At 53.0% G+C, this 24103-nt stretch carries 20 protein-coding genes; 9 read left to right on the forward strand and 11 right to left on the reverse strand.

Translation table 11 applies throughout. The annotated features are described in order from the left end of the window. Positions 1 to 153: 153 nt before the first annotated feature. The 5 genes from PsAD26_RS08285 to PsAD26_RS08305 all read right to left on the reverse strand — a co-directional run bounded on the left by PsAD26_RS08285 (position 154) and on the right by PsAD26_RS08305 (position 7073). On the reverse strand, positions 154 to 2367 hold the full coding sequence (locus tag PsAD26_RS08285) for a 3-hydroxyacyl-CoA dehydrogenase NAD-binding domain-containing protein (RefSeq protein WP_063309994.1): 2214 nt from the start codon (positions 2365 to 2367) through the stop codon (positions 154 to 156). A gap of 14 nt (positions 2368 to 2381) precedes the next feature. Then, positions 2382 to 3590, reverse strand: coding sequence for an acetyl-CoA C-acetyltransferase (locus PsAD26_RS08290; protein WP_057464944.1), 1209 nt, complete (start codon positions 3588 to 3590; stop codon positions 2382 to 2384). 21 nt (positions 3591 to 3611) lie between these two features. Continuing rightward, positions 3612 to 4250 carry a glutathione S-transferase gene (locus PsAD26_RS08295; protein ID WP_057464945.1) on the reverse strand — a complete coding sequence of 213 codons (639 nt, stop codon included), beginning with the start codon at positions 4248 to 4250 and terminating at the stop codon, positions 3612 to 3614. Positions 4251 to 4350: 100 nt separating this feature from the next. Further along, positions 4351 to 6147, reverse strand: coding sequence for an acyl-CoA dehydrogenase C-terminal domain-containing protein (locus PsAD26_RS08300; RefSeq protein ID WP_063309995.1), 1797 nt, complete (start codon positions 6145 to 6147; stop codon positions 4351 to 4353). A 245-nt stretch (positions 6148 to 6392) separates the two neighbouring features. Continuing rightward, positions 6393 to 7073, reverse strand: coding sequence for a winged helix-turn-helix domain-containing protein (locus PsAD26_RS08305; RefSeq protein ID WP_063309996.1), 681 nt, complete (start codon positions 7071 to 7073; stop codon positions 6393 to 6395). Positions 7074 to 7209: 136 nt separating this feature from the next. Here PsAD26_RS08305 and PsAD26_RS08310 point away from each other — a divergent pair, with 136 nt between their 5' ends. Next, the gene (locus PsAD26_RS08310; protein ID WP_063287326.1) at positions 7210 to 7530 is read left to right on the forward strand and encodes an NIPSNAP family protein; all 321 of its coding nucleotides are present in this window, start codon (positions 7210 to 7212) and stop codon (positions 7528 to 7530) included. 29 nt (positions 7531 to 7559) lie between these two features. Beyond that, positions 7560 to 7868 (forward strand): antibiotic biosynthesis monooxygenase, encoded by a 309-nt coding sequence (locus PsAD26_RS08315; RefSeq protein ID WP_063309997.1) that lies wholly within the window; start codon positions 7560 to 7562, stop codon positions 7866 to 7868. Positions 7869 to 8008: 140 nt separating this feature from the next. On the opposite strand, the gene PsAD26_RS08320 is transcribed toward PsAD26_RS08315, so the two are convergent. After that, positions 8009 to 8455 carry a MerR family DNA-binding transcriptional regulator gene (locus PsAD26_RS08320; protein WP_063309998.1) on the reverse strand — a complete coding sequence of 149 codons (447 nt, stop codon included), beginning with the start codon at positions 8453 to 8455 and terminating at the stop codon, positions 8009 to 8011. Between the two features lie 477 nt (positions 8456 to 8932). Here PsAD26_RS08320 and PsAD26_RS08325 point away from each other — a divergent pair, with 477 nt between their 5' ends. The 3 genes from PsAD26_RS08325 (at position 8933) to PsAD26_RS08335 (ending at position 15385) form a co-directional block, all read left to right on the forward strand. After that, positions 8933 to 13516 (forward strand): peptidoglycan-binding protein, encoded by a 4584-nt coding sequence (locus PsAD26_RS08325; protein WP_063309999.1) that lies wholly within the window; start codon positions 8933 to 8935, stop codon positions 13514 to 13516. Positions 13517 to 13673: 157 nt separating this feature from the next. Then, positions 13674 to 14603, forward strand: coding sequence for a sulfite exporter TauE/SafE family protein (locus PsAD26_RS08330; RefSeq protein ID WP_063295740.1), 930 nt, complete (start codon positions 13674 to 13676; stop codon positions 14601 to 14603). Next, positions 14600 to 15385, forward strand: a complete 786-nt coding sequence (locus PsAD26_RS08335; RefSeq protein WP_063310000.1) for a TIGR02186 family protein — start codon at positions 14600 to 14602, stop codon at positions 15383 to 15385. Before PsAD26_RS08330 ends, PsAD26_RS08335 begins: the two co-directional genes overlap by 4 nt. Positions 15386 to 15450: 65 nt before the next feature. Here PsAD26_RS08335 and pdeM read toward each other — a convergent pair whose 3' ends face one another. Then, entirely contained in the window at positions 15451 to 16122 is a 672-nt protein-coding gene (pdeM, locus tag PsAD26_RS08340) for a ligase-associated DNA damage response endonuclease PdeM (RefSeq protein WP_193758274.1), read from the reverse strand. A gap of 68 nt (positions 16123 to 16190) precedes the next feature. Then, positions 16191 to 18719, reverse strand: coding sequence for a ligase-associated DNA damage response DEXH box helicase (locus PsAD26_RS08345; protein WP_063310001.1), 2529 nt, complete (start codon positions 18717 to 18719; stop codon positions 16191 to 16193). A gap of 350 nt (positions 18720 to 19069) precedes the next feature. Between PsAD26_RS08345 and PsAD26_RS08350 the strand changes: the two genes are divergently transcribed. The 3 genes from PsAD26_RS08350 to PsAD26_RS08360 all read left to right on the forward strand — a co-directional run bounded on the left by PsAD26_RS08350 (position 19070) and on the right by PsAD26_RS08360 (position 21054). Next, positions 19070 to 19462, forward strand: coding sequence for a DUF4440 domain-containing protein (locus tag PsAD26_RS08350; protein WP_057464953.1), 393 nt, complete (start codon positions 19070 to 19072; stop codon positions 19460 to 19462). 300 nt (positions 19463 to 19762) lie between these two features. Next, entirely contained in the window at positions 19763 to 20386 is a 624-nt protein-coding gene (locus PsAD26_RS08355; protein WP_063302342.1) for a 2-hydroxychromene-2-carboxylate isomerase, read from the forward strand. 143 nt (positions 20387 to 20529) lie between these two features. Next, a complete protein-coding gene (locus tag PsAD26_RS08360; RefSeq protein WP_063310002.1) occupies positions 20530 to 21054 on the forward strand; it encodes a hypothetical protein in 525 nt (174 codons plus the stop codon). Positions 21055 to 21117: 63 nt separating this feature from the next. On the opposite strand, the gene PsAD26_RS08365 is transcribed toward PsAD26_RS08360, so the two are convergent. Together PsAD26_RS08365 and PsAD26_RS08370 are read right to left on the reverse strand one after the other, a co-directional pair. Continuing rightward, positions 21118 to 21987 carry a thioesterase family protein gene (locus tag PsAD26_RS08365; protein ID WP_057464956.1) on the reverse strand — a complete coding sequence of 290 codons (870 nt, stop codon included), beginning with the start codon at positions 21985 to 21987 and terminating at the stop codon, positions 21118 to 21120. 69 nt (positions 21988 to 22056) lie between these two features. Continuing rightward, complete coding sequence (locus PsAD26_RS08370; RefSeq protein WP_063310003.1) at positions 22057 to 23022, reverse strand: alpha/beta hydrolase; 966 nt, start codon at positions 23020 to 23022, stop codon at positions 22057 to 22059. Positions 23023 to 23226: 204 nt separating this feature from the next. Here PsAD26_RS08370 and PsAD26_RS08375 point away from each other — a divergent pair, with 204 nt between their 5' ends. After that, positions 23227 to 23631, forward strand: coding sequence for a secondary thiamine-phosphate synthase enzyme YjbQ (locus PsAD26_RS08375; protein ID WP_206600000.1), 405 nt, complete (start codon positions 23227 to 23229; stop codon positions 23629 to 23631). 13 nt (positions 23632 to 23644) lie between these two features. On the opposite strand, the gene PsAD26_RS08380 is transcribed toward PsAD26_RS08375, so the two are convergent. Then, entirely contained in the window at positions 23645 to 24007 is a 363-nt protein-coding gene (locus PsAD26_RS08380) for a hypothetical protein (protein ID WP_063310005.1), read from the reverse strand. Positions 24008 to 24103: the final 96 nt, after the last annotated feature.

A 24103-nucleotide genomic window follows, 5' to 3' on the forward strand; every position in this document is an offset into this window, starting at 1 on the left:
AACTCGTGAACACCACTCCGATGCCGTAAACGCTTCTTAAAGCCAAAAGCTGGCAACGAGTGCTATTCCAACAAAAACGCCGATGAGATTTCTCCCACCGGCGTTTCAATCTCAAACCAGACGGCTGAGCAGTAAAGCCCAGCCAAATCTGTCTTACTCTGCAGCTTCTGCGACAGCCTCTGCAGGGGAGAACTTACCGTAGTAGGTCTCGCCAGCGTCTGCCATTGCGCGCAGCTGTTTGTTTGGTGCAAAGCGGTCGCCCCATTTGGTAGCCAGCTTGTCACAGCGCTCTACGAACTCTTTGGTGCCGATGCCGTCGATGTAGGACAGCGTGCCACCGGAGAACGGTGCAAAGCCAAAGCCGAGGATAGAGCCAACGTCTGCTTCACGAACGTCTGTCAGGCAGTTCTCTTCAAACACGCGAGCGGTTTCAAGAGCCTGAATGCCGAGCAGACGGTCCTTCAGTTCTTCAACGTCGAACTCATCGGCAGACTTGGATGGACCTGTGATGTCAGTAATGCCAGGCCACAGAGCCTTGTCTTTGCCTTTGTAGTCGTAAAAGCCCTTGGTGTTCTTACGGCCAAAACGCTCATTCTTAACAACCATTGCATCCAAAATGGTGTCAAAACCGCTGTTAGGATAAGCATCGCCAAGGTCTTTCTTGGTCGCTTCCTTAATCTTCCAGGCAAGGTCCAGAGCAACTTCATCACCCAGAGACAGCGGACCAACAGGCATGCCTGCCATCTTGCCAGCGTTCTCGATCATGGCTGCCGGTACACCATCGGAAAGCATCATGATGCCTTCGCGAACGTAAGTGCCAACCACGCGGGAGGTGTAAAAGCCTCGGCTGTCATTCACAACAATCGGGGTCTTCTTGATGGCTTTCACATAGTCCAGAGCAACAGCTGTTGCCTTGTCCTCGGTCTTCTCACCCAAAATGATCTCAACAAGCATCATCTTGTCTACCGGAGAGAAGAAGTGAATGCCGATGAAGTCAGCTGGACGCGATGACGCTTCTGCCAGAGAGGTGATTGGAAGAGTAGATGTGTTAGACGCGTAAACTGCGGAAGCTGGCATTGCTGCTTCTGCTTTCTCGGTCACAACGCGCTTCACTTCGCGGTCTTCGAACACAGCTTCGATTACCAGATCCACATCGCTCAGGGCGTTGTAGTCAGTCGTCGCAGTGATCAGGCTCAGCAGCTTCTCTTTTTTCTCAGGAGTAGACTTGCTGCGCTTGATAGCTTTGTCCAAAAGGCCTTCAGAGTAAGCCTTACCTTTGTCAGCAGCTTCCTGAGACTGGTCGATCAGAACAACCTCAAGGCCAGCTTTCGCTGTCACGTAAGCAATGCCTGCACCCATCATGCCAGCACCAAGCACACCAATCTTCTTCAGTTGTGTCTTAGGCACACCAGCTGGGCGGCGAGCCCCTTTGTTCAGCTCCTGCATGGAGCCAAACAGAGAGCGAACCATAGCGGCAGCTTCCTTGCTCTGCAGAACATGGGCAAAGTAGCGGCTCTCAATGGTCAGGCCAGTGTCCATTGGTACCATCAGGCCTTCAACAACAGAGTGCAGCATGTAGCGTGCGCCCGGATAGTTGTCATAGGTGTTCTGACGGTAGATCGCGTTCGCAGCAGGCCAGAACTGCATTCCGGATGGGGAGTAAACCTTACCGGTTGGGATTTTGAAGCCCTTCTTGTCCCAAGGTTGGGCAGCGTCAACGCCATCTGCCAACATCTTCTTGGCAGCAGCAATCAGCTCAACTTCAGGCGCAACAGCTTCAATCAACTTCAGGCGCATGGCCTTCTTGGCATCAAGGGTTTGCCCCAACAGCAGGAACTGCAAGCCACCCTGCAGATCGCCAACCATACGCATAACACGCTGCGTACCACCGCCACCCGGGAACAGGCCGACTTTCACTTCAGGCAGAGCCATTTTTAGGCTCTCTTCAGCACCGATCCGTTTATGACAGGCCAGTGCCAGCTCTGTACCGCCGCCCATACAAACGCCGTTCACAGCAGCTACATAGGGCTTGCCTGAGGTTTCCAGTTTGCGGAACACCTGAGACAGTTTGCGAGAACCGTCAAACAGGTCCTTCGCAGCCCCTTCTGCATCAACAGCCTGACGTTTTTTGAAAGTAGCAAGCAGCTTGCCGATCATGCTCAGATCAGCGCCAGCAGAGAATGCTTTTTTGCCAGAAGCAACAACAACGCCCTTGATCGCATCATCAGCGGAAATGTCATCGACGACTTTGTCCAGCTCAAGAATGACGCTCTCGTCAAACACGTTCATCGGCTTTTCTGGCGAGTCCCATTTCAGAACTGCAAAGCCGTCCGCATCGGTTTCAAGGGTAAAGTGTGTGTAAGTCATGTTCGTCTCTCCCCTTAAACGCGCTCAATGATGGTTGCTGTGCCCATGCCAGCGCCAATACACAGCGTAACAAGAGCAGTGTTTTTGTCCTGACGCTCCAGCTCATCAAGAACTGTACCAAGGATCATTGCGCCAGTTGCACCAAGTGGGTGACCCATTGCAATTGCACCGCCGTTTACGTTTATGTTGGCGTGGTCAATCTCAAACGCCTGCATGTAACGCAGAACAACAGCCGCAAAGGCTTCGTTCAGCTCAAACAGGTCAATGTCGCCAATTTCCATGCCAGCGTTTTTCAAAAGCTTCTCGGTCACATCAACCGGACCTGTCAGCATGAGTGCCGGATCAGAACCAATGTTTGCAAACGCTTTAATGCGTGCGCGTGCTTTCAGACCGTAAGCCTCACCAGCCTCTTTAGTACCCATCAGCACAGCAGCAGCACCATCCACGATACCGGAGGAGTTACCAGCATGGTGCATGTGGTTGATCTTTTCGATCTCAGGATGGGCCTGAATACCAACAGCGTTAAAGCCACCCATGCTGCCCATCATCTCAAAGGATGGGTTCAGGCCAGCAAGAGACTGCATGTTTGTTTCAGGACGCATGTGCTCGTCACGGTCCAGAATAGTCAGGCCATTGATGTCGCGTACAGGAACAACTGAGTTCTTGAAGCGGCCTTCATCCCATGCCTGTTTCGCACGGCGCTGGCTTTCTACAGAGTATGCATCCACGTCATCACGGGAGAAACCGTATTTGGTGGAGATCAGGTCAGCAGAAACGCCTTGAGGCATGAAGTAAGCAGGAATAGCCACCTGCGGGTCTGCAGGCCAAGGACCACCAGAAGCTCCAAGACCTACACGGCTCATCGCTTCAACACCGCCGGAAATAACCAGCTGGTTCTGACCGGACATGATCTGGGAGGCACCCATGTTCACCGCATCCAGACCAGACGCACAAAAGCGGTTGATCTGGATACCAGGAACTGAGCGGTCATAGTCTGCTGCGAAGACAGCAGCGCGTGCAATGTCAGAGCCTGCATCACCCACTGGGTCAACACAGCCAAGCACAACGTCGTCTACAAGCTTCGTATCAAGCTCATTACGGTCTCTGATGGCTTCAAGAGCGTTCGCTGCAAGGCGCGCTGTCGAAACTTCATGCAAGGAGCCGTCTTTCTTGCCGCGCCCGCGTGGGGTGCGCACATGATCGAATATAAGGGCGTCTGCCATATTGTCCTCCGCAAAAATTGGTCAGGCTGGTGTAGGCAAGGGGTGGCCGGGCATCAGGTCATAAGGGGCTACCCAATGGGGCAGGGCCTTAATCCGCTCAAGCCATGCATTCACATTTGAATAAGGGCCGAAGTCCACACCAATCTCTTCTGGCCAAAACAGGTATCCGCACACCGAAAGGTCTGCGATTGTCGGGCGATTTCCAACAAGGAAGTCACTGTTTGCAAGGCGCTGGTCCAGCACCTTCAACGTGGCGATGGTCCGGCCTTCAAAAAAGCGGGTCACATCGGTCTCACCGGTCTTCACCATGGCTCGCATATAGCGCAGGGTCGCCACATAGCTGGTCAGCTTGTGGTTATCCCAGAAAAGCCAGCGCAGGATTTCCCGGCGTTCTTCCTCGCTCTCCCAGCCAAATGTGCCAAGCTGCTGGGAAAGGTATTCCAGTATCACGGCAGACTGGGTCAGCCGTGTTTCCCCGTGGATCAGCACGGGAATTTCCCCCATCTCGTTCTGCTCACTGCGGAACTCAGGATCGCGGGTCGCACCATTGAAAAAATCAACCCAAGTCGGGGTCCATGATGCCTGGGAAAGCTCCAGCATCAGCGCAACCTTGTAGGCATTGCCGCTTTGCGCAAAACACTGAAGTTCATATTCCGCCATATCGCACTCCTAAAATCTGTCAGCTTAATATATCAGATTGAGAATAGGGCAGGACAAGAGCCCGGGATAGGTCCCGGGCCCTTGAGTTACGGTAATGTGATTAGAACGCTTCTGCGTCCAGGCTCATCATTGTGTCCGCACCAGTGGAGATGCGAGCCAGATGAGCAGAAGATTCCGGCATGATACGCTCCATGAAGAAGGTACCAAGGGTCAATTTGGTGTTCAGCCAGTCTTCCTTGCCGTTTGCGCCTTCAGCAATTTTACCTTTTGCTGCAATCGCAATCTTGGTCCACATGTAACCAAGGGCAACAAGGCCAAACAGGTGCATGTAGTCGTTGGATCCGGCACCCGCATTGTCTGGGTTCTTCATTGCGTTCTGCATAAACCACATGGTCGCGGCCTGAAGGTCCTTCAAAGACTGCTTCAGCGCTGTGGTGTAAACGCTCAGCTCTTCGTCGCCTTCATGCTCTTTTACGAGTGCGCCAACTTCCTTGAACCATGCCTGAATAGCGCGGCCACCGTTTGCTGGCAGCTTACGGCCAACAAGGTCAAGCGCCTGAATGCCATTGGCACCTTCATAGATCATGGCGATACGAGCGTCGCGAACGAACTGCTCCATACCCCATTCCTGAATGTAACCATGGCCTCCATAAATCTGCTGAGCCATCACAGCGTTGTCAAAGCCCTTATCGGTGATAACGCCTTTGATCACTGGGGTCAGAAGACCCATGATGTCGTCAGAAGACTGTCTTTCAGCTTCATCCTCGGAAAGATGAGACACATCACCATGCAGACCAGTCCACATGTAAAGAGCACGTGCCGCTTCGTTGAAGGAGCGGATAGTCATCAACACGCGGCGCACATCTGGGTGCACGATGATTGGATCAGCTGGTTTATCTGGTGCCTTAGGTCCGGTCAGGGAGCGACCCTGCAAGCGATCCTTCGCGTAGGTAACCGCGTTTTGGTAAGCCACTTCGGACTGGGACAGACCCTGAATACCAACGCCAAGACGCGCTTCATTCATCATCACGAACATGGCGCGCAGGCCTTTGTTTTCCTCACCAACGAGGAAACCAGTCGCATCGTCATAGTTCATGACGCAGGTTGCATTGCCGTGGATGCCCATCTTCTCTTCAATGGAACCACAGGAAACGCCGTTCATTTCACCCGGATTGCCATCTGCATCGAGTGACTTCTTCGGCACAACAAACAGGGAAATACCCTTGGTACCGGCAGGAGCGCCTTCGATGCGAGCCAGAACGAGGTGAATGATGTTCTCGGAAAGATCGTTGTCACCTGCAGAGATGAAGATCTTTGTGCCGGAAATCTTGTAGGAGCCATCCGCCTGCGGAACAGCCTTGGTGCGCAGCATGCCCAGATCCGTACCACAATGTGGCTCGGTCAGGTTCATAGTGCCAGTCCACTCACCCGTTGCCATCTTAGGCAGGTAGGTGTCCTTGATCTCGTCACTTGCATGAGTATGCAGAGCAGCCATCGCGCCAGCTGTCAGGCCCGGATACATGGCAAACGCCATGTTGGCCGAACAGATGTACTCATTCACAATGCCGGAGAAGATGGACGGAAGGCCCTGACCACCATACTGCTCAGGAACGGACAAACCACCCCAGCCAGCTTCAACATACGCATTGTAGGCTTCTTTAAAGCCTGGAGGCGTTGTCACGGAGCCATCATCATGGCGGATACAACCAGCTTTATCGCCAGAATGGTTCAGCGGCTGCACGATCTCCTCAGAGAACTTTGCGCCTTCTTTCAAGATGGCTTCAACCAGATCCGGCGTTGCCTCGGAGAACCCAGGCAAGTTGGAATGTTTTTCATAACCCAAAACATCTTTGAGCAAAAAGAGAGTGTCTTCGACGGGAGCACTATAACTCGGCATAGCAATTTTTCCTTCCGACCAACCCTAGAGGCATGGCTTTAACGTTTGCGTAAACGTCAACTTGTGACGGAATATAGAGCGCCCTCGCGCCTGCGGCAAGTTATACCCAAGTGTAATTTCTTAGGGGTAGGTACGTATCCCCGGAATCCCGCGGGTTTGTACCTCATAACTTCCCTGTGAAATCTTAGTGTGCCCTGCCTCTGGCACTATGAAAGTGACGTGTAAGCTTTGTCTGCCCCTCAATTTTAAAGGGAGAATATGGCGTGAAAGTGAGAATCGCCGCTTTTGGAAAACTCGATAATGCGGCTTCCCTCCACGCGCTTGGCCCAGCCTTGCTCCAGAAAAAACGAGAGCAGGGAGGTTCCCGCAATTCCTGCCAGATGAGAGCGCCGAGCACTCCAATCCAGACAGGATTTACACAAAGGGCGCCGCTTGCTCTCTTTGTCCGGTAGCACCACGCCCAGTTCACTGAGGAAGGATCGCCCGTCGCCAGTCAGATGAAGCTGCTCGCCGTCCTCCACCAAAAACGCTCGTGCCAGCAGACTGTCATAGGCCTGCACCCCATACTCTCCAGCCAGATGGTTGTAACAAACTCGGGCTTTGCGCAGGGCAGGCTCCTTTGGTCCAGTCCGCACACGGGTCATACCAGCGCGCATGGCAATCCCGCTCATGGCTTCCAGCAAAGCCGCAACATCAGCATCTGCCAGATTGTAATACTTGTGCCGCCCTTGTCTGCGCAGGGTAACCAAACCGGCCTCCGCCAGTCGTCCCAGATGAAAACTGGAGGTCTGAGGCGTGACACCAGCCTCTTGAGCCAGTTCACTGGCCGTCAACGCCACGCCAGTCATAAGAGCCTGCAACATGTTCGCCCGTGCCGGATCTCCAATGAGCGCGGCAATCCCGGCAATATTCGGACCTTCTTTCATGAGGGGGCTCCATCCTTGAATTCTACCCGATGACTATAGCACACACGCAGAATTGATTGTTCGATCACGATCGAAACAATTGCACATGCCAGCTTGTTACACCGGGGACATCGATGAATTGAACCGGAGATTTGTGATGCTCACCTGTGTCATCCGCTACCAGATAGATCCGACAAAAAAGGCAGAATTCCAACAATATGCACGCAATTGGGGGCAGGCGATCCCACGATGTGGAGCAGACCTGATTGGCTATTATGCCCCTCATGAAGGTTCCACCACATTGGCCTATGGCATCTACAATGTGCAAAGCTTGGCTCACTATGAAGAATACAGAGCCACTCTTGCAAATGATCCACTTGGACGCGAAAACTATGAGTTCGCTATGAGAGAGAAGTTCATCCTGAAAGAAGACCGAACATTTCTCACTCTTGCATCCACGCCGCATGCAAAGCCGTAATCGCCATACAAGCCGTGAGAGTTCCCAGCATGATTGCCGTTATTTTTGAAGTTGAACCCTTCGCAAACCACAAAGCCAGCTATCTGGATATGGCCGCCTCAATTAAGCCTGAACTGGAGAAGATCCCGGGGTTTATCTCGGTGGAGCGATTTCAGAGTCTCACCAATCCTGAGAAAATTTTGTCACTGTCATTTTTTGAGGATGAGGAAGCGGTGAAGCGCTGGCGTACTCAGGAAAAGCATCAGGAGGCGCAGCAACTGGGAAAAAATGAGTATTTCCAGAAGTATCGCATCCGCGTGGCAAGCATTTTGCGAGATTATGGTTTGGATAACAATTAAATTAAGACAATTCAGAAAGTTCGAGGTCATCCTATAGGTGAAAAATATTGAACGTATTCATCAGGAATAAATTCGAGCACCTACTGAGCCACTAGATCAAAAAAAGGTGGGGTAAATGCCCCACCTGACCGGACTGAAAATCAGCCGCGTTTCTCACGCAGCATACCCTCAACAATCGTGACGGTTCTCTGCAGGTCTTCAACCGCTTCATCAATGTTAGCGCGCTGACCTTCAAGCACTTTAATCTGCTCCTGAAAGCGGCTCAGCGCCACTTCAAGCTGTGTGACCTGACCGTCACGCAGATCATAAAGATCCAGCATACTGCGGATTTCAGTGAGAGAAAAACCGACACGTTTTCCCATCAAAACCAGCTTCAGGCGCGCCCGATCCCGACGGTTATAAATGCGATTAAGCCCGTCACGCTTAGGATTCAAGAGGCCTTTGTCCTCGTAAAACCGAAGAGTGCGGAGGGTAACATCAAATTCTTTTGCCAGGTCGCCAATGGTAAACTGTGTCTTCTTTCCCTTACCCAGCTCATTGGCAACAACATCAACAATCATCTCATTGATATGTAGGGCTTCGCTCATCTGCTTGACCTGTTCTTCTTTGCTCTCACGACACTGTCTCTAATGTATGACACGTGTACTTAAGTGCATGCTAAATGATGCACCGCGCAATTTCTATCAAGTTTATACATTGGCAAGAACACGTAGGTCTAGCGGCAGCTGCTTGATAACCCTTAATTCGAGTAAATCCAGACACGAATTATTTTCATGAGTTTGTTCCGTACTCCCTGAAATAGCGGGGTATCTGCACGATAACCGCAGTAATTCACATTCCTTAAGGGCTCTTCACGCAGAATTCGAGCTATTAACCCGCTATTTACCCTAACGAGTAAAAAACTAGTCCTACGAGTTTTAAGACCGGTGCAAAACCGCAAAGTGATTCGTTTCTTGACCCACTCATAGACCGCGTAAGGTGGTTGACGTTTATTTTTATAATGTGATTTGGGCAGGGAAAGACGACATGGCGCGGTCCGGACAGTTTTATGAGGCCCTTCAGGCATGTCTTGGAATAAACCAGAATTTGGAAAATCCGCTTCAGACAAGTCCTTTGGTGAAGGGCTGGATGCAGACCACGTAAAGTGGTTGGAGGAAAGTGGAATGGCGCAACATAATCCTGCAGCAGCAAGGCATGCGGCCCATTCTCCTTATTCTGATGAATTCGGTACAGAGGCACAGCAACCCTACGGACAACCTCATCCCACCTCTCAGGAAGCGGCGATGAATGAAGTTGCGCAGGCACTAAGCCGCCTGATGCAGTCTGAAGGCCGTACACCCCGCGCCCATACAGAACCACAGCCGCACACACGGGATCAACATATGCATGCGCCGCATGCGCGTAATCCTCATATTCGCGACTCTCACACTCGTGATCCCCAAACTCGTGACCCATGGCACCGCTCTGATCTGAGATCCGGTTTGGACCAGTCAACAAGCCCACATGCCTATGAGGATCAGTATGATACGTCTGCCGCCGAGCACTTGTATGCGCGCGCAGGTATTTCGCGTGATCCGCTCATGCACCCACGTCCACCAGTGATGCGCAGACAGGAACAGGCTCCTTTACCACAGGCTCCTGAAGCCTATGCGCCGCAGCACCGTGTCCAGCAATATGCTGAGCCTGCATCAATGCAGCCGCGTATGCATCAGCCATCTGCTCATCCCGCAGCTCCTGCGCAACCGGAAAAGCAGGAATGGGCTGCGCCAGTCGCCAGACAGGAAGAAGATCCAAACGCGGAAAACTCCAAGGTCAAGCGTATCAGTTCTGTGCTGGATGCCTTGAACGCTCTGGATGAACGCTTGAACTCCCTTGCTCATAATGAAAATGAAAAAGGGAAGGGTGTTCCGCCAAAAGCTGAAAACGCTGCGCCTATGCAGGAGCCAAAGCCTGCGCCTATGGAGCAGAACTGGGCACCTGTCGCACAAGACTATGCTCATCCTCCTGTCACTCAGATGGAGCCTCGCTTCAACGCAGGCGCAATGCCACACGGTGTAGAAGCACGGCAAAGTCAGAGATCAGCAGCACCGCAGCCAGCACAAACTGCGGAGTATTCTGAGCTCAACACAATGATTGATGGCCACTTCAAGCAGCTGGCCAGTCAACTGGATACATTGCGTGAGCCAGATGAAGCACGCTTTGAGCAACTGCATGATGGCATGCAGACGCAGCTCAACAGCCTGCGCGATGAAATGATGGATCGCACCTCAGACAATCGCTCGCAGCTCTCTGAGATTATTGGTCGCCTGCGCGATGAAGAGGGCAACGGCCTACTGCTGAAAGAACTGCGCCACGAACTGGAGCAGATGAAGTCTGCGCTGTCCCGCTCTGACATTGAGGACAGCCTCAATGCTCTGGGCATGGCGCATTCATCCATCCAGTCTCGCTTGCAGGAACTGGCAGAAAAGAATGTTGATCCGGCGATTTACGAGAGCCTGTCTGAGCGGATGGCCGAGGTGGAAAACCAAATCCGCCAGCTGCCTCGTGTTGATCAGCTCAACTCGCTGGAAAACCGTCTGTCCTCCATGGGCGACCGTCTGGAAGATGTTTTGCTTCGCTCCGGTACCGCTGGCCTGGAAGTTGTCCGCGATGAAGTTGCTCAGCTGAGACAAGTAATCGACCGTCTGGACTCAGGACGCATGATTCATGATGTGGATCAGCGCATCCGGTTCTTGACCGCCCGCATGGATGAGCTGGACCACTTCTCTGCCATCCAACGCGATATCCAGTCCCGCCTCAGCAGCGTTGAAACACGCATGCCAGATGGTGAGGTGATTGACCGCTTGCATGGCCGTCTGGACTCCATCTCCAACATTTTGGCTGAAGGCCCGGAAAAAGCAGGCAACAACGATCAGCTGAACCGCTTGGAAGATCGCCTTTCTGATATCGGCCAGAAATTGGACCGCATGGAGAAAAGCCCGGAGGCCTCAACTGGCTTCGATCAGGCTTTCTCTTCCATCGAAGGACGCCTCGACCATCTCTGCAATAAAGTGGATGGTATCGAAGTTCGTCTGGCGGAAACCTCTTTCGAAGTTGCTCTGAACGAGAACGAAAGTGCGGCTCTTGCCCGTCTTGAACAGCGTGTAATGACGCTGACCCAGATGGTTGAAGACAGCGCGCACGCCGGATCCTCCGATAAAGCGATGTCCATGATCCGCGCCGAGATCGCGGAATTGCGCGGCCACATCGGTGCATTGGCAACATCTGGCGACATTGAAACCCAACTGCAGGAGCTGGCTGCAACCATCTCCAGCCCGTCTGGTCTGTCCTCTGATGTTGAGATTGACCGTCTGGAACAGCAGATTGCGGACCTTTCTCACAAGCTGGATATGTCTCAGACCCAGTTTGGCGCGATCGGTAATCTGGAAAACAGCTTCGGGACCATCGAGCAAGAGATCAAGGGCCTTCACACCGATATGGTGGATAAGGCACAGCAGATCGCACAGGACGCAGTAAAGGCCGCAACAGACAATCTGGCTCTGGGCAATGGTGCAGAGCAGGGCGAAGCTGTTGAAGCCGCCATTTCCGCACTGCGTCTTGACCTACAGTCTCTACTGGAAGCATCTGGCCCGAAAGACGATGTAGATCAGCATGCTCTGCAAGATGTGCGTGATGTTTTGGGCACCATTTCCCATCGTCTGGAAAATCTGGAAAGCATCCGCCACGCCATCGGCAACACAGAGATTTCCAACGAACACCAGAAGCTGGTTGGCGACACGCAGATCAGCAGCATTCTGGGCGCCTTCACAATGGGGCGTAAGGGTAACTCGGCTGATCAGGCCGCTTTGGCAGCTGAACCGGAAGGTCCACGCAACCGGAAGGCTGACTTTATCGCAGCGGCCCGACGTGCCGCAAAAGCAGCGGCCAAAGAAGCGAAGACAGTCAAGCAGGAAGAAGAAAAACCTGCATCTGGTACGAGCAAAGCACCAGAACGGGCGCGTCGTCTGCGCGACTACATCAGCCCAAACCGGACCAAGAACATTGAGGTTCCTGAAAACCTGCGCGCCAAAAAGGCAGCTGCAACGGCTGAGGTTCTCAGCAAACTTCAGGTAGCCGAAGAGCCCATTTCCTTAAGCTCAGAAGATATAGTAAGCGAGACAGAGACTGCGGTGAAAGAGCCGATCAATCTGTCTGCTGCACCTGTTGAGTTGGGCAAAGTTGAAACAGAAACAAAAGGCAAGAAGAAGGAAAGCAAATCCAACCGCCGCCGTGCAATCATGCTGGCAGCAGCGGCTCTTCTTCTGACCATCGGCGCGTTGCGGGTGTTCGACACAGGTCTGTTCTCCAGTTCAGACGGCGTTGACACTGCAGGATCTGACACAATGCCAAGCATCATGGCGCCAGATGCACCAATGCCAGGCAAAGACAACTCCTCCCTGCTGAGCGGTGGTGTAGACGCAATTGCAGCACCTGATGTTATCAGCCGCGTATCCTCCATGCCTTCTGGGGCAGAGTTACCATCACCCGTCAGCTCCACAAGCATCTGGCAGTCTGGCTCCGCCACCGCACCGTCCGAACCAACCAAAGAGTTGATCTTTGGTCAGGCAACCGACATTGGCGGGGGAAATAGCAAAGCACAGCCAGCTCAAAAAGTTGCTTCCAATGTGGCCGCTGATCCAATCACAACGGCAAGCGTCCCAACCACACAGGCAACGGCCTCTGGATTTGGCGAGCAGGTGACACCAATCATTCCGCAGCAGCCAGTTCAGCAAGTTGCGCCAAAACAGTCAGCTTACGATCTGCCGTATGCAATCGGTCCGATTGATCTGCGCACAGCCGCCGCCACTGGAGAAGCCGCCGCCCAGTTCGAAGTGGCCCGTCGCTACACCGAAGGCAATCTGGTTCCGGCCAATCTGGGAGCCGCAGCGGACTGGTACCGCAAAGCAGCAGCCCAAGGCCTGGCGCCAGCGCAGTACCGCCTCGGCAGTTTCTATGAAAAAGGCCGCGGTGTTGAGAAGGATCTGGCACAGGCACGCGACTGGTATTCTCTGGCAGCTGCGCAAGGCAACATCAAAGCCATGCACAACCTCGCTGTTCTCTTCGTAGAGGGCATCGATGACAAACCAGACTACACCTCCGCCGTCAAATGGTTCCGCATCGCCGCTGACCATGGCGTAGCAGACAGCAAGTTCAACCTTGCCATCCTTGCAGCGCGTGGCCTTGGCATGAAGCAGGATCTGGTGGAAAGCTACAAGTGGTTCGCCCTCGCAGCCCTGCAAGGCGACGATGATGCCGCCGGAAAACGCGACGAAGTTGCCGCCAGCCTGACCAAGCGCCAGCACGGACAGGCTCTGGAAGCAGTCGCGACCTATCAGATGAAGCCAGTCGACCCTGCTGCCAACAAAGTCATGATCGACACCAAGTGGTCCGGCAAGCCGAAAACCACAGTTTCACAAGCTGGTTCTCCATCTGTGAAAAAAATACAGCAAGCCTTGCTTGATATGGGGTATGATCCAGGCAACCCAGATGGTGTAATGGGACCTAATACACGGCGCGCGATCAAGAGTTTGCAAGTGCGCTTGGGAATGGAAGCAACGGGTGAACCTGACCGGCGTCTGATGACGGCGCTGGCCTCTCAGACCATATAATTTCACGTTACTAGGGGATTTCTGGTTAGATTTGCACTTGCTGCTCCGCGTAGATTGACAGAGCGTCTGGAATGGCGCTTAACACTCTACAATGTTGTTGGATAAAAGGTGACTCGGGGCGCACTGTCAGGTCACCTGAGTGACCCGCGGTGCCATTTTGCAGATCTATCTACCCATTGCAGAACTACCGATTAATGTCTTTATGATCTTCGCCATGGGCGGAACCGTCGGGTTCCTCTCAGGGCTTTTCGGCATTGGTGGCGGCTTCCTGCTCACGCCACTGCTTATTTTCTCCGGAATTCCGCCAGCCGTCTCCGTTGCAACCGTCACCACACAGATCGTTGCCTCTTCGGCTTCCGGCGTTCTGTCGTACTGGCGCAAAGCGGGCATTGACTTCAAACTCGCCGGAGTTCTGCTGTGTTCGGGTATCATTGGCTCGGCAATCGGCGTCTGGATCTTCGGCATTCTGCGCAGCCTCGGGCAGTTGGATCTGGTGATCTCACTGGCTTATGTCACCTTCCTCGGCACCATCGGCGTGCTGATGCTGGGTGAATCCATGAAGGCCATCATGCGCCGCAAAAGCGGGAAAGCACCTGCTGGTCGAAAACCCGGACAACACAACTGGGTACATGGCCTGCCGTTCAAGGTCCGTTTCCGCCGGTCTAAACTCTATGTGAGTGTCATCCCGATCTTCGGTATCGGCAGCTCCATCGGTTTCCTCGGCTCTGTCCTCGGCATCGGCGGCGGCTTCATGATGGTGCCAGCACTCATCTACCTGCTGCGCGTACCGGCCAATATCGTCATTGGCACGTCGCTGCTGCAAATCCTCGGCACAATGGCCGTAGCAACCTTTCTGCATGCCATCAACACCCAGTCTGTTGATATCGTGCTCGCCCTGACGCTCATGATCGGCGGCGTGATCGGCGCTCAGTTCGGCGCACAGGTGGGGCAGGGCATGCGCGGTGAACACCTGCGCCTCGGCCTCGGCCTGCTGGTGCTCCTCGTTGGCCTGCGCTTCGCGTTCAACCTCATTGTGGAACCGGACGACCTCTACTCCGTCAGCGTGATCGAGGAGCCTGTCAAATGAGACAAGCGATCCACTCACTCACAATGCTGATGACGGTCCTCTTGCTGGCACTTATCTCTGGTGCGCCAGCTTTGGCTGAAAAGCTCGTGTCTGCCATCTCATCCTCTCACGTGGCCATCACCTCCAACTTTACCGGAACGCAGATCCTCGTTTACGGAGAGATCGCCAGAGACGCAGAAACCGTCTCCAGAACCGGCAATCAGGATGTGGTCGTCGTTGTGGAAGGCCCGCTGGAGCGCGTCACCACATGGCGTAAGGATCGTATCGTCGGCCTTTGGATCAACGCCACCTCACAGACCTACATCGCTGTCCCAAGCTTCTACGCCGTCCATGCAACGGATGACCTGCGCAACATCGCATCAGACGACTGGCTCAAACAGTACCGCATTGGTTTGGAACACCTGCCGCTTGCAGCCTTGGGCACCCGTGCGCCAGCGTTAGAGCGCAATGCGTTCAAGGCAGCGTTCCTGCGCTCCCGTGTCCAGCACGGCCTTTATTCGCAGATGTCCAAGTCCATCAACTTCCTGAGCCCGACCCTGTTCTCCACCACCGTGGACCTGCCAGCCACCATCCCGACAGGGGACTACAAAGTCACGACCTTCCTCTTCAGCGGAGGCGTATTGCTGGACCAGCAGGAGCAAGTGCTGACCGTGGCGAAAACAGGCTTTGAGCAGGTGACATTCAACCTGTCCCGGCAACATCCGGCAGTCTACGGCGCACTGGCCATTATTCTGGCCCTGTTCACCGGCTGGCTCGCAGGCGTGATCTTCAAGAAAGATTAGGAAGCGAAAGCGTTCAGCGATGGTAGACAAAAGAAAAGGCCCTCAAATCAGAAGGGCCTTTTTTGTTAGTCGCTGAGGAGCTTGGAGGCAGTGAATGGGAACAATCGCCCGTTGCCCAGCATGAACACCGAGAACCGCTTCTCGGCAAACACATCAGAAAAAGCTCTGTCCATCACATTCAGGCCACCTGTCAGCGCACCAAAGGCTGGCAACACAAGGCGGTTGCCGTTGGTCGCAAAGCAGGCTCTGCGAATGGTACGGCCCATCCGGCGCACTTTGGCGGCTGGGTGCAAGTGCCCGCAAATCTCGCCGCGCTCAGCCTCTTCATTCGGTTCATGCCGAAAACTGAGGGATTTGATGGAGAGCTCTTGATAACGCTCACCGCAAATGTGCCGGGCAATCTCAGGGTCGTGGTTGCCGGTAATCCAGATCCACTCCCGTCCCAGCTGCATGGTTGCCAGCATGGCGAGATACGCCGCAGGCATGCGCTCGGAGCTTTCGCAGTCATGGAAACTGTCACCAAGGCAGATCACGCGGCGCGGATCGAACAGATCGATCAGGGCGGAGAGCTTTTCCAGTGTGGCAGCTGTATCATAAGGAGGCAGCATCAGGCCCTTGCTCTTGGCAATGCTGGCTGCTTTTTCCAGATGGAGATCGGAAACCACAAGGGTCCGCTCTTCTGGCCACCACAGGGCTCCACTGTCGTGAAGGCCAACAAGTTCTCTTGCGAGAGACAAGTCGTGGCATACAGGAATAGGTTGACGATAACTCGGTTCTACTCGTGGCTGCAACTGACTGTTAAGTCTCACAATTGGGCCTCCAGTAATAAATCATCTGCTGCGTCCGCAAGCAGCTCTTCTGTCGCACTTCCAAAGATAGGCTCTTTCCCAATTTCAAGAAGAACCGGAATAGCCAAAGGAGAAACGCGACCCAAAGCACTATGCGTGATTCTTTTGTCGATACGAGAAAGAAAGTGACCTAAACGAGAGATATCCAGAAGTCCTGTAGCGGCATCCGTCCAGGTTGCTTGTAAAAGTAGGTGATCGGGCTCGTGTTCGTGCAGTACGTTATAAATAAGATCCGTATTTATAGTTATCTGCCGCCCGGTTTTCTCTTTGCCAGGGTGCCGTCGTTCTACGAGACCTGAGATCATAGCGCAATTTCTAAAGGTTCGTTTCATCAAACTACTTTCAGCAAGCCACGCTTCAAGGTCATCACCAAGCATATCTTCTTCAAATAGGTCATCCAGCTTCAAGCGCCCGCTTTTTATGGTAGCGCCCAAATCTGTCAGCCCCCACAGGGCCAGTGAATACTCAGTTGCCACAAACCCCAGAGGATGCAGGCCAGCGCGCTCAAGACGGCGTGTCAGCAGCATTCCCAGCGTTTGGTGAGCCAATCTGCCTTCAAACGGGTAGCACACAAGGTAGTGCTTATCGTTCCGCGGAAAGGTCTCTACCAGAAGACGTTCATAATCTGGTAACTGTGATTTCTCTTTTTGTAATTCCAACCATTCACGAACCTGACCTGGCAAAGAAGACCAACTGTTAGGATCAGAAGCAAAGTTGCGTACACCCTCAGCAAGATAGGTGCTGAGCGGAAACTTGCCGCCCTGATAACTCGGGATCTTCGGGTCTTGCGAAGCACTGCGGGACACATAGGCCTCGCTCTCCTTAAGGCCCTCAAACTTAAGCACCTGACCGGCAAACACAAAGGTGTCACCTACAGCAAGCTGCTCAATAAACCACTCTTCAATCTCTCCCAGCATCTTGCCGCCAAACCCAAGGGGCCGTTTGCTGTTGGCTCCCCGTGGTTTCACCTGACGAACTTTAAGCGTTGCTGCATCTAAAATCGTGCCGGAGTTGAGACGATATTGCTGGGCAAATTGCGGGTGGGAAACGCGAAACAATCCCTCTTTGGTTGGGCGCAACTTGGCGTATCTGTCATAGGCTTTGAGCGCGTAGCCACCAGTTGCCACAAACTCCACGGCCTTCACAAACAGATCATAATCCAGATGCCTGTAGGATTGGCTGCTGATCACCTCTTCATAAAGCTGCTCGGGCTCAAACGGTGCGGCACAGGCAACGCACATAATGTGCTGAGCCAAAACATCCAGTCCGCCCTCGCGAAGAGGAGGGGTGTCTTGCTCCCCTGCTTCTGAGGCTTCCAGGGCTGCCTGACATTCCAACACTTCAAACCGGTTGGAGGGCACTAGAATGGCCTTGGAGGCTTCATTCATGCGGTGATTGGCGCGTCCAATACGCTGCGCCAGCCGGCTTGCCCCTTTGGGAGCGCCCACATTGATCACCAGATCGATATCACCCCAGTCGATACCCAGATCCAACGAGGAGGTGCACACCACTGCTTTAAGCTGACCCGCGGCCATATGCGCTTCTACCTTGCGGCGTTGTCCCACATCCAGCGAGCCATGATGAAGCGCAATGGGCAGAGTGTACTCATTGATACGCCAAAGCTCCTGAAACAGCCGCTCCGCCTGCGAGCGCGTGTTTACAAACACCAGTGTGGTGGTGTGGGCTTTAATCTCCTCATAGATCTCCGGCAAAGCATAGATACAGGAATGACCAGACCACGGAAGACGCTCCTGTGTTTCCAGGATGCTGATATGAGGCTTGGCCCCACCTTTGGCCTGCACAATTTCAGCATGGCGAACGTCTTGCGATAAAGGTTGTTCTACCAGATAGGCACGCAGATCATCAGGGTGCGCAATGGTGGCTGAAAGCCCGATACAGCGCAGGTTAGGCGCCAGCTTGCGCAAACGGGTCAGAGCCAGAGCGAGCAAATCCCCACGCTTGGAGGTCACCAGCTCGTGCAACTCATCCAAAATAACATAATGCAGATCAGCAAACAGCCGCTCTGCGTTCTTGTCAGAAAGCAGAAGCGAGATCTGTTCCGGCGTGGTCAGCAAAATGTCTGGTGGAAGACGTTTCTGTCGCTGCTTCTTGTGGCTGGGCGTATCGCCGGAACGGGTCTCCAGCTTGATGGAAAGCCCCATCTCCTCAATTGGCACCTCAAGGTTCCGGTGAATATCCGTCGCCAGAGCTTTAAGGGGAGACATGTAAAGCGTGTGCAGACCACCCGTCCCGGCAGCCTTAGCTTCTCCGGCCTTGCGCTTGTCTGCCTGACGTTTGTGATGCAGGTCCACCAGTGACGGCAAAAAGCCCGCCAGTGTCTTACCGCCACCAGTCGGAGCAATCAGAAGGGCGGAGTTGCCAGCGGTCACCTTGTCAAACAGCTCCAGCTGGTGAGCACGCGGAGCCCAACCACGGCTGCCAAACCAGTTGTCAAAGACTGAGGGAAGGTGAGAGGTGTCTGTCATAAACGACGAAAAGGTCCGATCCTGAAAACAGTTGAGCGCACTTTGCCACCAATGATCACATGTGCCAATCAGAAATGGGGCAAACCAAGAACATTTTAGCAAAGAGGAGAAGGGAGGGGGATAAACCGATCTCACTCAACCCATTGGTGTCAAACCATGAGATTTATTCTGTGAGGTGGTCGGGATATCGGCATAAAAAGCGGAAAATACCCATGAAATTTGTTTCCTTCTGAAAAAAGGACTGGCAAACTGAGCCCTATCCACGGCATATAAGGGAAAACGGGCTCCAGAAGCCTTACCTTCGTGAAAAATGCTGGCACATCAATAAGCTGGGAAAAGGGGCAGTCACTATGAGTGTTCAGGACGAAACAGAACTAATGCTCTCCGAGTTGTTTGATAGCTATGCAGATGCCTATGAGGATTATGACGCCGGGCTGATTGCAGATTGCTTTGCATTTCCCTGTGTAATCTGGCAGCTGGAAGAAGGCCATGTCTTCAACGACAAGGCTGAGCTTTGCGAGAACATCGAAGCACTCTTGGAAGTGCACCGCGAGCATTATGTAACCTCTTCCATCTACGAAGTGGTGTCCTCTCACATCTCCGGCTCCACCGCGAGCGTCAGCCTCGACTGGCAGCAGGAAGATGACGAAGGCGAAGCAGTCTTCGATTTCACTTGTCACTACCTGCTTATCAACATCGAAGGCCGGTGGAAGATCGCAAGCATTGTGAACGAGCCTGCCTGATTGAATTCGGCTCAGCAATGAAGAATGAAGCTCCCGACTGCGAAGTTTGGGGGCTTTTTTGTAACCAACGCACAAAAAACGCCTTTAACGCAAACCAACGCACATAAGAACGCAAAGCTGATTTCTGATGTGTATCCGACTCCAATGTGACCGGTTTTCAGATAAACAGCCGTAAAAACAAAACTCTATAGCTGCTCATACGGTCTGCGCGTTTTTGTGAACGCCAGCACAGGGCTTTCTCATTGAAATCTATCTGTTTTTGCAACAGGATAGGCTGAGTGTATACATTGGGGAACAATCATGACTGCACAGATCGATTACTTCTATACGCACCTGTCGCCATGGGCGTATCTGGGCCATCAGGAATTTCTGCGCATTGCGGAAAACTATGATGTCACAGTAACCTTTCGGCCAGTCAATCTCGCTGTCTTGTTCCCGCTGACAGGCGGTCTGCCGCTGGGCAAACGCCATCCGGCCCGCCAGAAGTACCGGTTTATTGAGCTTCAGCGCTGGGCAGAAAAGCGCGGCGTTTCAATGAACTACAAGCCAGCCCATTTCCCGGCGGACATTGCGCTGGCAGATTCCATCGCAATTCGTCTGCAGGAGCAGGGCGGTCCGGTTGGCACTTATTCCCAGAAAGTCTTTGAAGCGGTCTGGCAAAAAGACCTCAACGCGGCCGATGAAAACGTCCTGACAGCCATCCTGAATGAGCTCGGTCTGGACGCGGATAACCTCATCGCGGCTGGAAAGTCTGATGAGATGCTGGAAGCTTACACAGTCAACTCCCGCATGGCTGAAACGGCAAATGCTGTCGGTTCACCAACCTATCTGCTCAACTCCGAGCCATTTTGGGGACAAGACCGCCTCGATCTTCTGGAAGATGCGTTGAAAAGTGGCCGCGGCCCTTATCAAAGCCTCGAGTAGTTCCCATTTCACACCTATGTCTGATCGGATGGTCAAGGCGCTCTGATTGCTGCTAAACTGAAAGCCATATCTGCAAGCAGGTATGGCGCTGCAATCTCCAGCTGCTCTAAGTCGTTGATTTGAAACAGAGATGGGAAGAAATCGTGAAACAGTCTTATCTGGCCAGTGGAATCCTTGCGGTCACCTTTGCGCTGAGTGGACAAAGCGCATTTGCCCAAAGTGAGCAGGATGTTCCCGTTCGCTTTGAAATGCAGCAGACGGATAAAGGACTGATCCGCCTCGACACCCGCACGGGGATAGTTTCACTGTGCGCCACCAAGGCTGAAAAACTCGTCTGCCAGCCTTCCCTCGACGGCATCATGGTCTACGAGGACGAAATCACCCGTCTGGAAGCAGAAAACAGCAAGATGCGTCAGGAACTTAGACGCATCTCCGAAGCACTTGCTACCCTGACCGAAGACGCCAGCATCGCCGCCATCAAACCCGAAGCAGGCCTCGACCTCTCCATCGCCAAACAACAGGAAGAAGGCTGGTTCGGCGATGAAGAAGAGCAAAAACTGGAAGAAGCACTGGAGTTCACCGAAAACGCCATGCGCCGTTTCTTCTCTGTTGTCGAAGAAATGAAAGACGATTTCCAGAAGGGCGAAAACGAACAACCAGCACAGTAACAAGCGGGCATAAAAAAAACCGCCTTCAAAGGAAGGCGGTTCTTAACGCGTTGATCGCAAAGCTTACTGTGTTTGTAAGGCCACCAGTGCTGTGCGGAAATCTGCTGTCAGAGGAACAGTCTTACGGCTGTTCAGATCCATGCTGATAGACACCTGATCACACACCGCCGCCAAACGCTTGGTACGAGATTCAAACAGATGATGGCGTATTGTGAAGGTGTTTTCCTGAACGCTGGTCAGCGTAGAAATCACCAGACCCATATCCCCCAGCTTCAGCGGGCTGATCCAGGAAAGCTTCTGCTCCAGCGCAACCCGGCCATATTCATTCTCATCCAACCACGCCGTGTTCATCGGAGTCCGCTCCCACACATGCGCCGCTGCATCAGAGAAGCAGGCAAGTGCAAATGCGTCTTCAGCTTTCTGCTCAGCATTCAGATTCCGTGGCAGAACTGTTGAGCGGCCAGTAATTTGCGCACCGCTCTTGAGCAAATCATCAATGGTTGGTTTGCCAGAGAACGGGCTCGGAGAGATGCCACGTGGAACCGCTGGCTTGGAGATATTCTCCTCAACATCTTTGAAGCGCGCCCGCAACTGCTTTGCAGAACTAGGATTTGGCGTATATCCGTCGATGGCGGTCGCACATATTTCCCCGGTGGAGCCTTCAATCATTTCATGCACAACAGAGAGCATGTGCGGCCCGTCAAAGGCCACATAAGACTTCACGGTAATCAGGGATGCAGCAACCAGCTCTGCATGGTAACGCACGTGCCGAACACGGCGCGCACCAACCAGTGCTTCGCTAAATCCGGTCATCATTCTGAATTGACGGTCAGCTTCTTCAAATTTGGAGAAGTAAAACTGCACGTTCAAATGGTCGTTCTCGTCGCATTCCCATGTATTCACAAACGAGAGAAGTGTTTCTAAGCTTGCCATATCCAACCCTTTGTGCAGCCTCGGTCCATAAGCGCTACTGCGATAACCCACTAATTATTAATAATTAGGTCAGGTCGAACCGAATTTCGTCCGAAAAAAACTATCTATCCTTTGGGTGCTCAGCTTGGCAAGAGCAAGATCAAAACTTTGAAAAACATGACATCCATGGGGATAAACCTCAAGTGAAGTCTCCACTTCAGCAGATTTCAACCTGGACGCGAGAAAACAAGTATCATCCAGTAGTGGATCTTCTGTACCTACACTTAGTAGCGTTGGCGGCAATCCTTCTAGTCGTGCATACAAAGGGGAAACAGCCGGATTGTCCGTATTTTCCTCTCCCAGCAGAAAATGCCGGCTGAACATTTGAAGGTCGCGGGTTGTTGGAAAAAGCACCTCCTCACCCCAAAGGCGAGCAGACGGTGTAAGGCCGATGTCATACCAACCTGATAGTAAAACCAAGGCCTTAAAGGGGATCATCCCATGCTTGTCACGCAACCGTAGGGCGGTCATCAAAGCCAGCGTTGCTCCCGCACTCTCCCCGGTCAGAGCGAAGGAGTTCCAACCATACTTACTTGCACCTTCATTCAAGATCCAATGACAAGCCGCCTCACAATCATCAGGTCCTTGAGGGAAGGGATGTTCTGGAGCAAGCCGGTACTCAACTGAGATTACATCTAACCCTGTAGCCTTCGCCATGCTCTCTAGGTAAGGATCTTGAAAGGAGGCAGAGCCGAACACAAAGCCTCCACCATGGAAATGAATAATCACACCTTTTGATGAGTTATTGTCAGCTTTGAAGAACCGCAGTGGGATAGAACCGTGCTGTCCTTCGATCTCCAGATCTTCAGCCTGCTCCGAATAAGTGGGGATAGGAAACGCACCAAGCCCCTGTAACCGGCGTTCACGGGTGACAGTTGGGGGGAAACTCCATGGATCAGGAAGCGCGCGCAGCTGTTCCGTCATTTCCTTGTTAAATGCCTTTGCTTCAGCGACGGCCTCTTGACTTATCGACAGAGGAGCGAAATTCTCGGACATGCATTTTCTCCGGAAGCGACAATAAGATGTTGCCAAGATGTTTATTATAGAAGTTGTCGCGCAATCTCGCGTCAATGACAACGACACGATCTTAATTAACGAATAATAAGGGGATGGATTTCGAGCATGTCGGGTTGGTCAAAAACGAAGAACAGCTGCGAAGTCTGGACCATCGATAGTGGTCAGACGCAACTCTCTCAATCTATGGGACGACTGGTGTTCATGACGGAAGGTTTGGGCTTTTATGAAGTTACCAAAGAGATCCGGGAATGGGCCAAGTCGCTTCAATTGAAAGACGGACTGCTCACATTGTTCGTTCGCCATACCTCGGCCTCTGTCACCATCCAGGAAAATGCCGACCCAACTGTTTTGCAGGACCTGCAAAAGGCTCTGGCAAATGTCGCGCCTGAAAATGGTGGGTGGCTCCATTCCTATGAAGGTCCGGATGATATGCCTGCCCACATCAAAACGATGCTCACAGGAGTATCCTTGCAAATACCGGTGGTCGACGGGGAGTTGGATTTGGGGACCTGGCAGGGTATCTACCTGATCGAGCATAGAAGAGCGCCGCATAGACGCTCTATGACCCTGCATTATCTTGGTTCCTGACCGCTAGTGAACGTCAGTCAGAAATACTAGCCACAACACTTACGAACCAGAGCCCCAGAGCGACAACCATCGCACGTTTGGAGTATTCGTGATAGGCGGTGCGTAGCGCGTCGCTTTGCATCCTGTTTGGATCTTGCCCACTGCTATCCTGCCCCTTGATCAAGGCCCACGCATCATCGCCTTCATGGTTGCCGTTTGGCATGATCCAGGCCTTGTAAACCAGCACAGCACTCAGAGCGATTGCGAGCATGGCACCTGTACGAAAGGAACTGGCTGGATCAAAGCTGAGCGCTGCCATAATGAGGAGTACGCCGAGGCAGTAAAATCCGCAGATACGAGCAACGCTGGCACGGGCAGCACGTTGTAAAGCGTCCATAGGTTTCTCCTAGGCTTCTATTGGAGATAAACTATAGACGCAGCTCTATTGAATTCGACTTAGCGGAAGTTGTAAATTTGAATCGGCGTAAATGGA

This window comes from Pseudovibrio sp. Ad26 (genome assembly GCF_001623285.1).
GTDB lineage: Bacteria > Pseudomonadota > Alphaproteobacteria > Rhizobiales > Stappiaceae > Pseudovibrio > Pseudovibrio ascidiaceicola.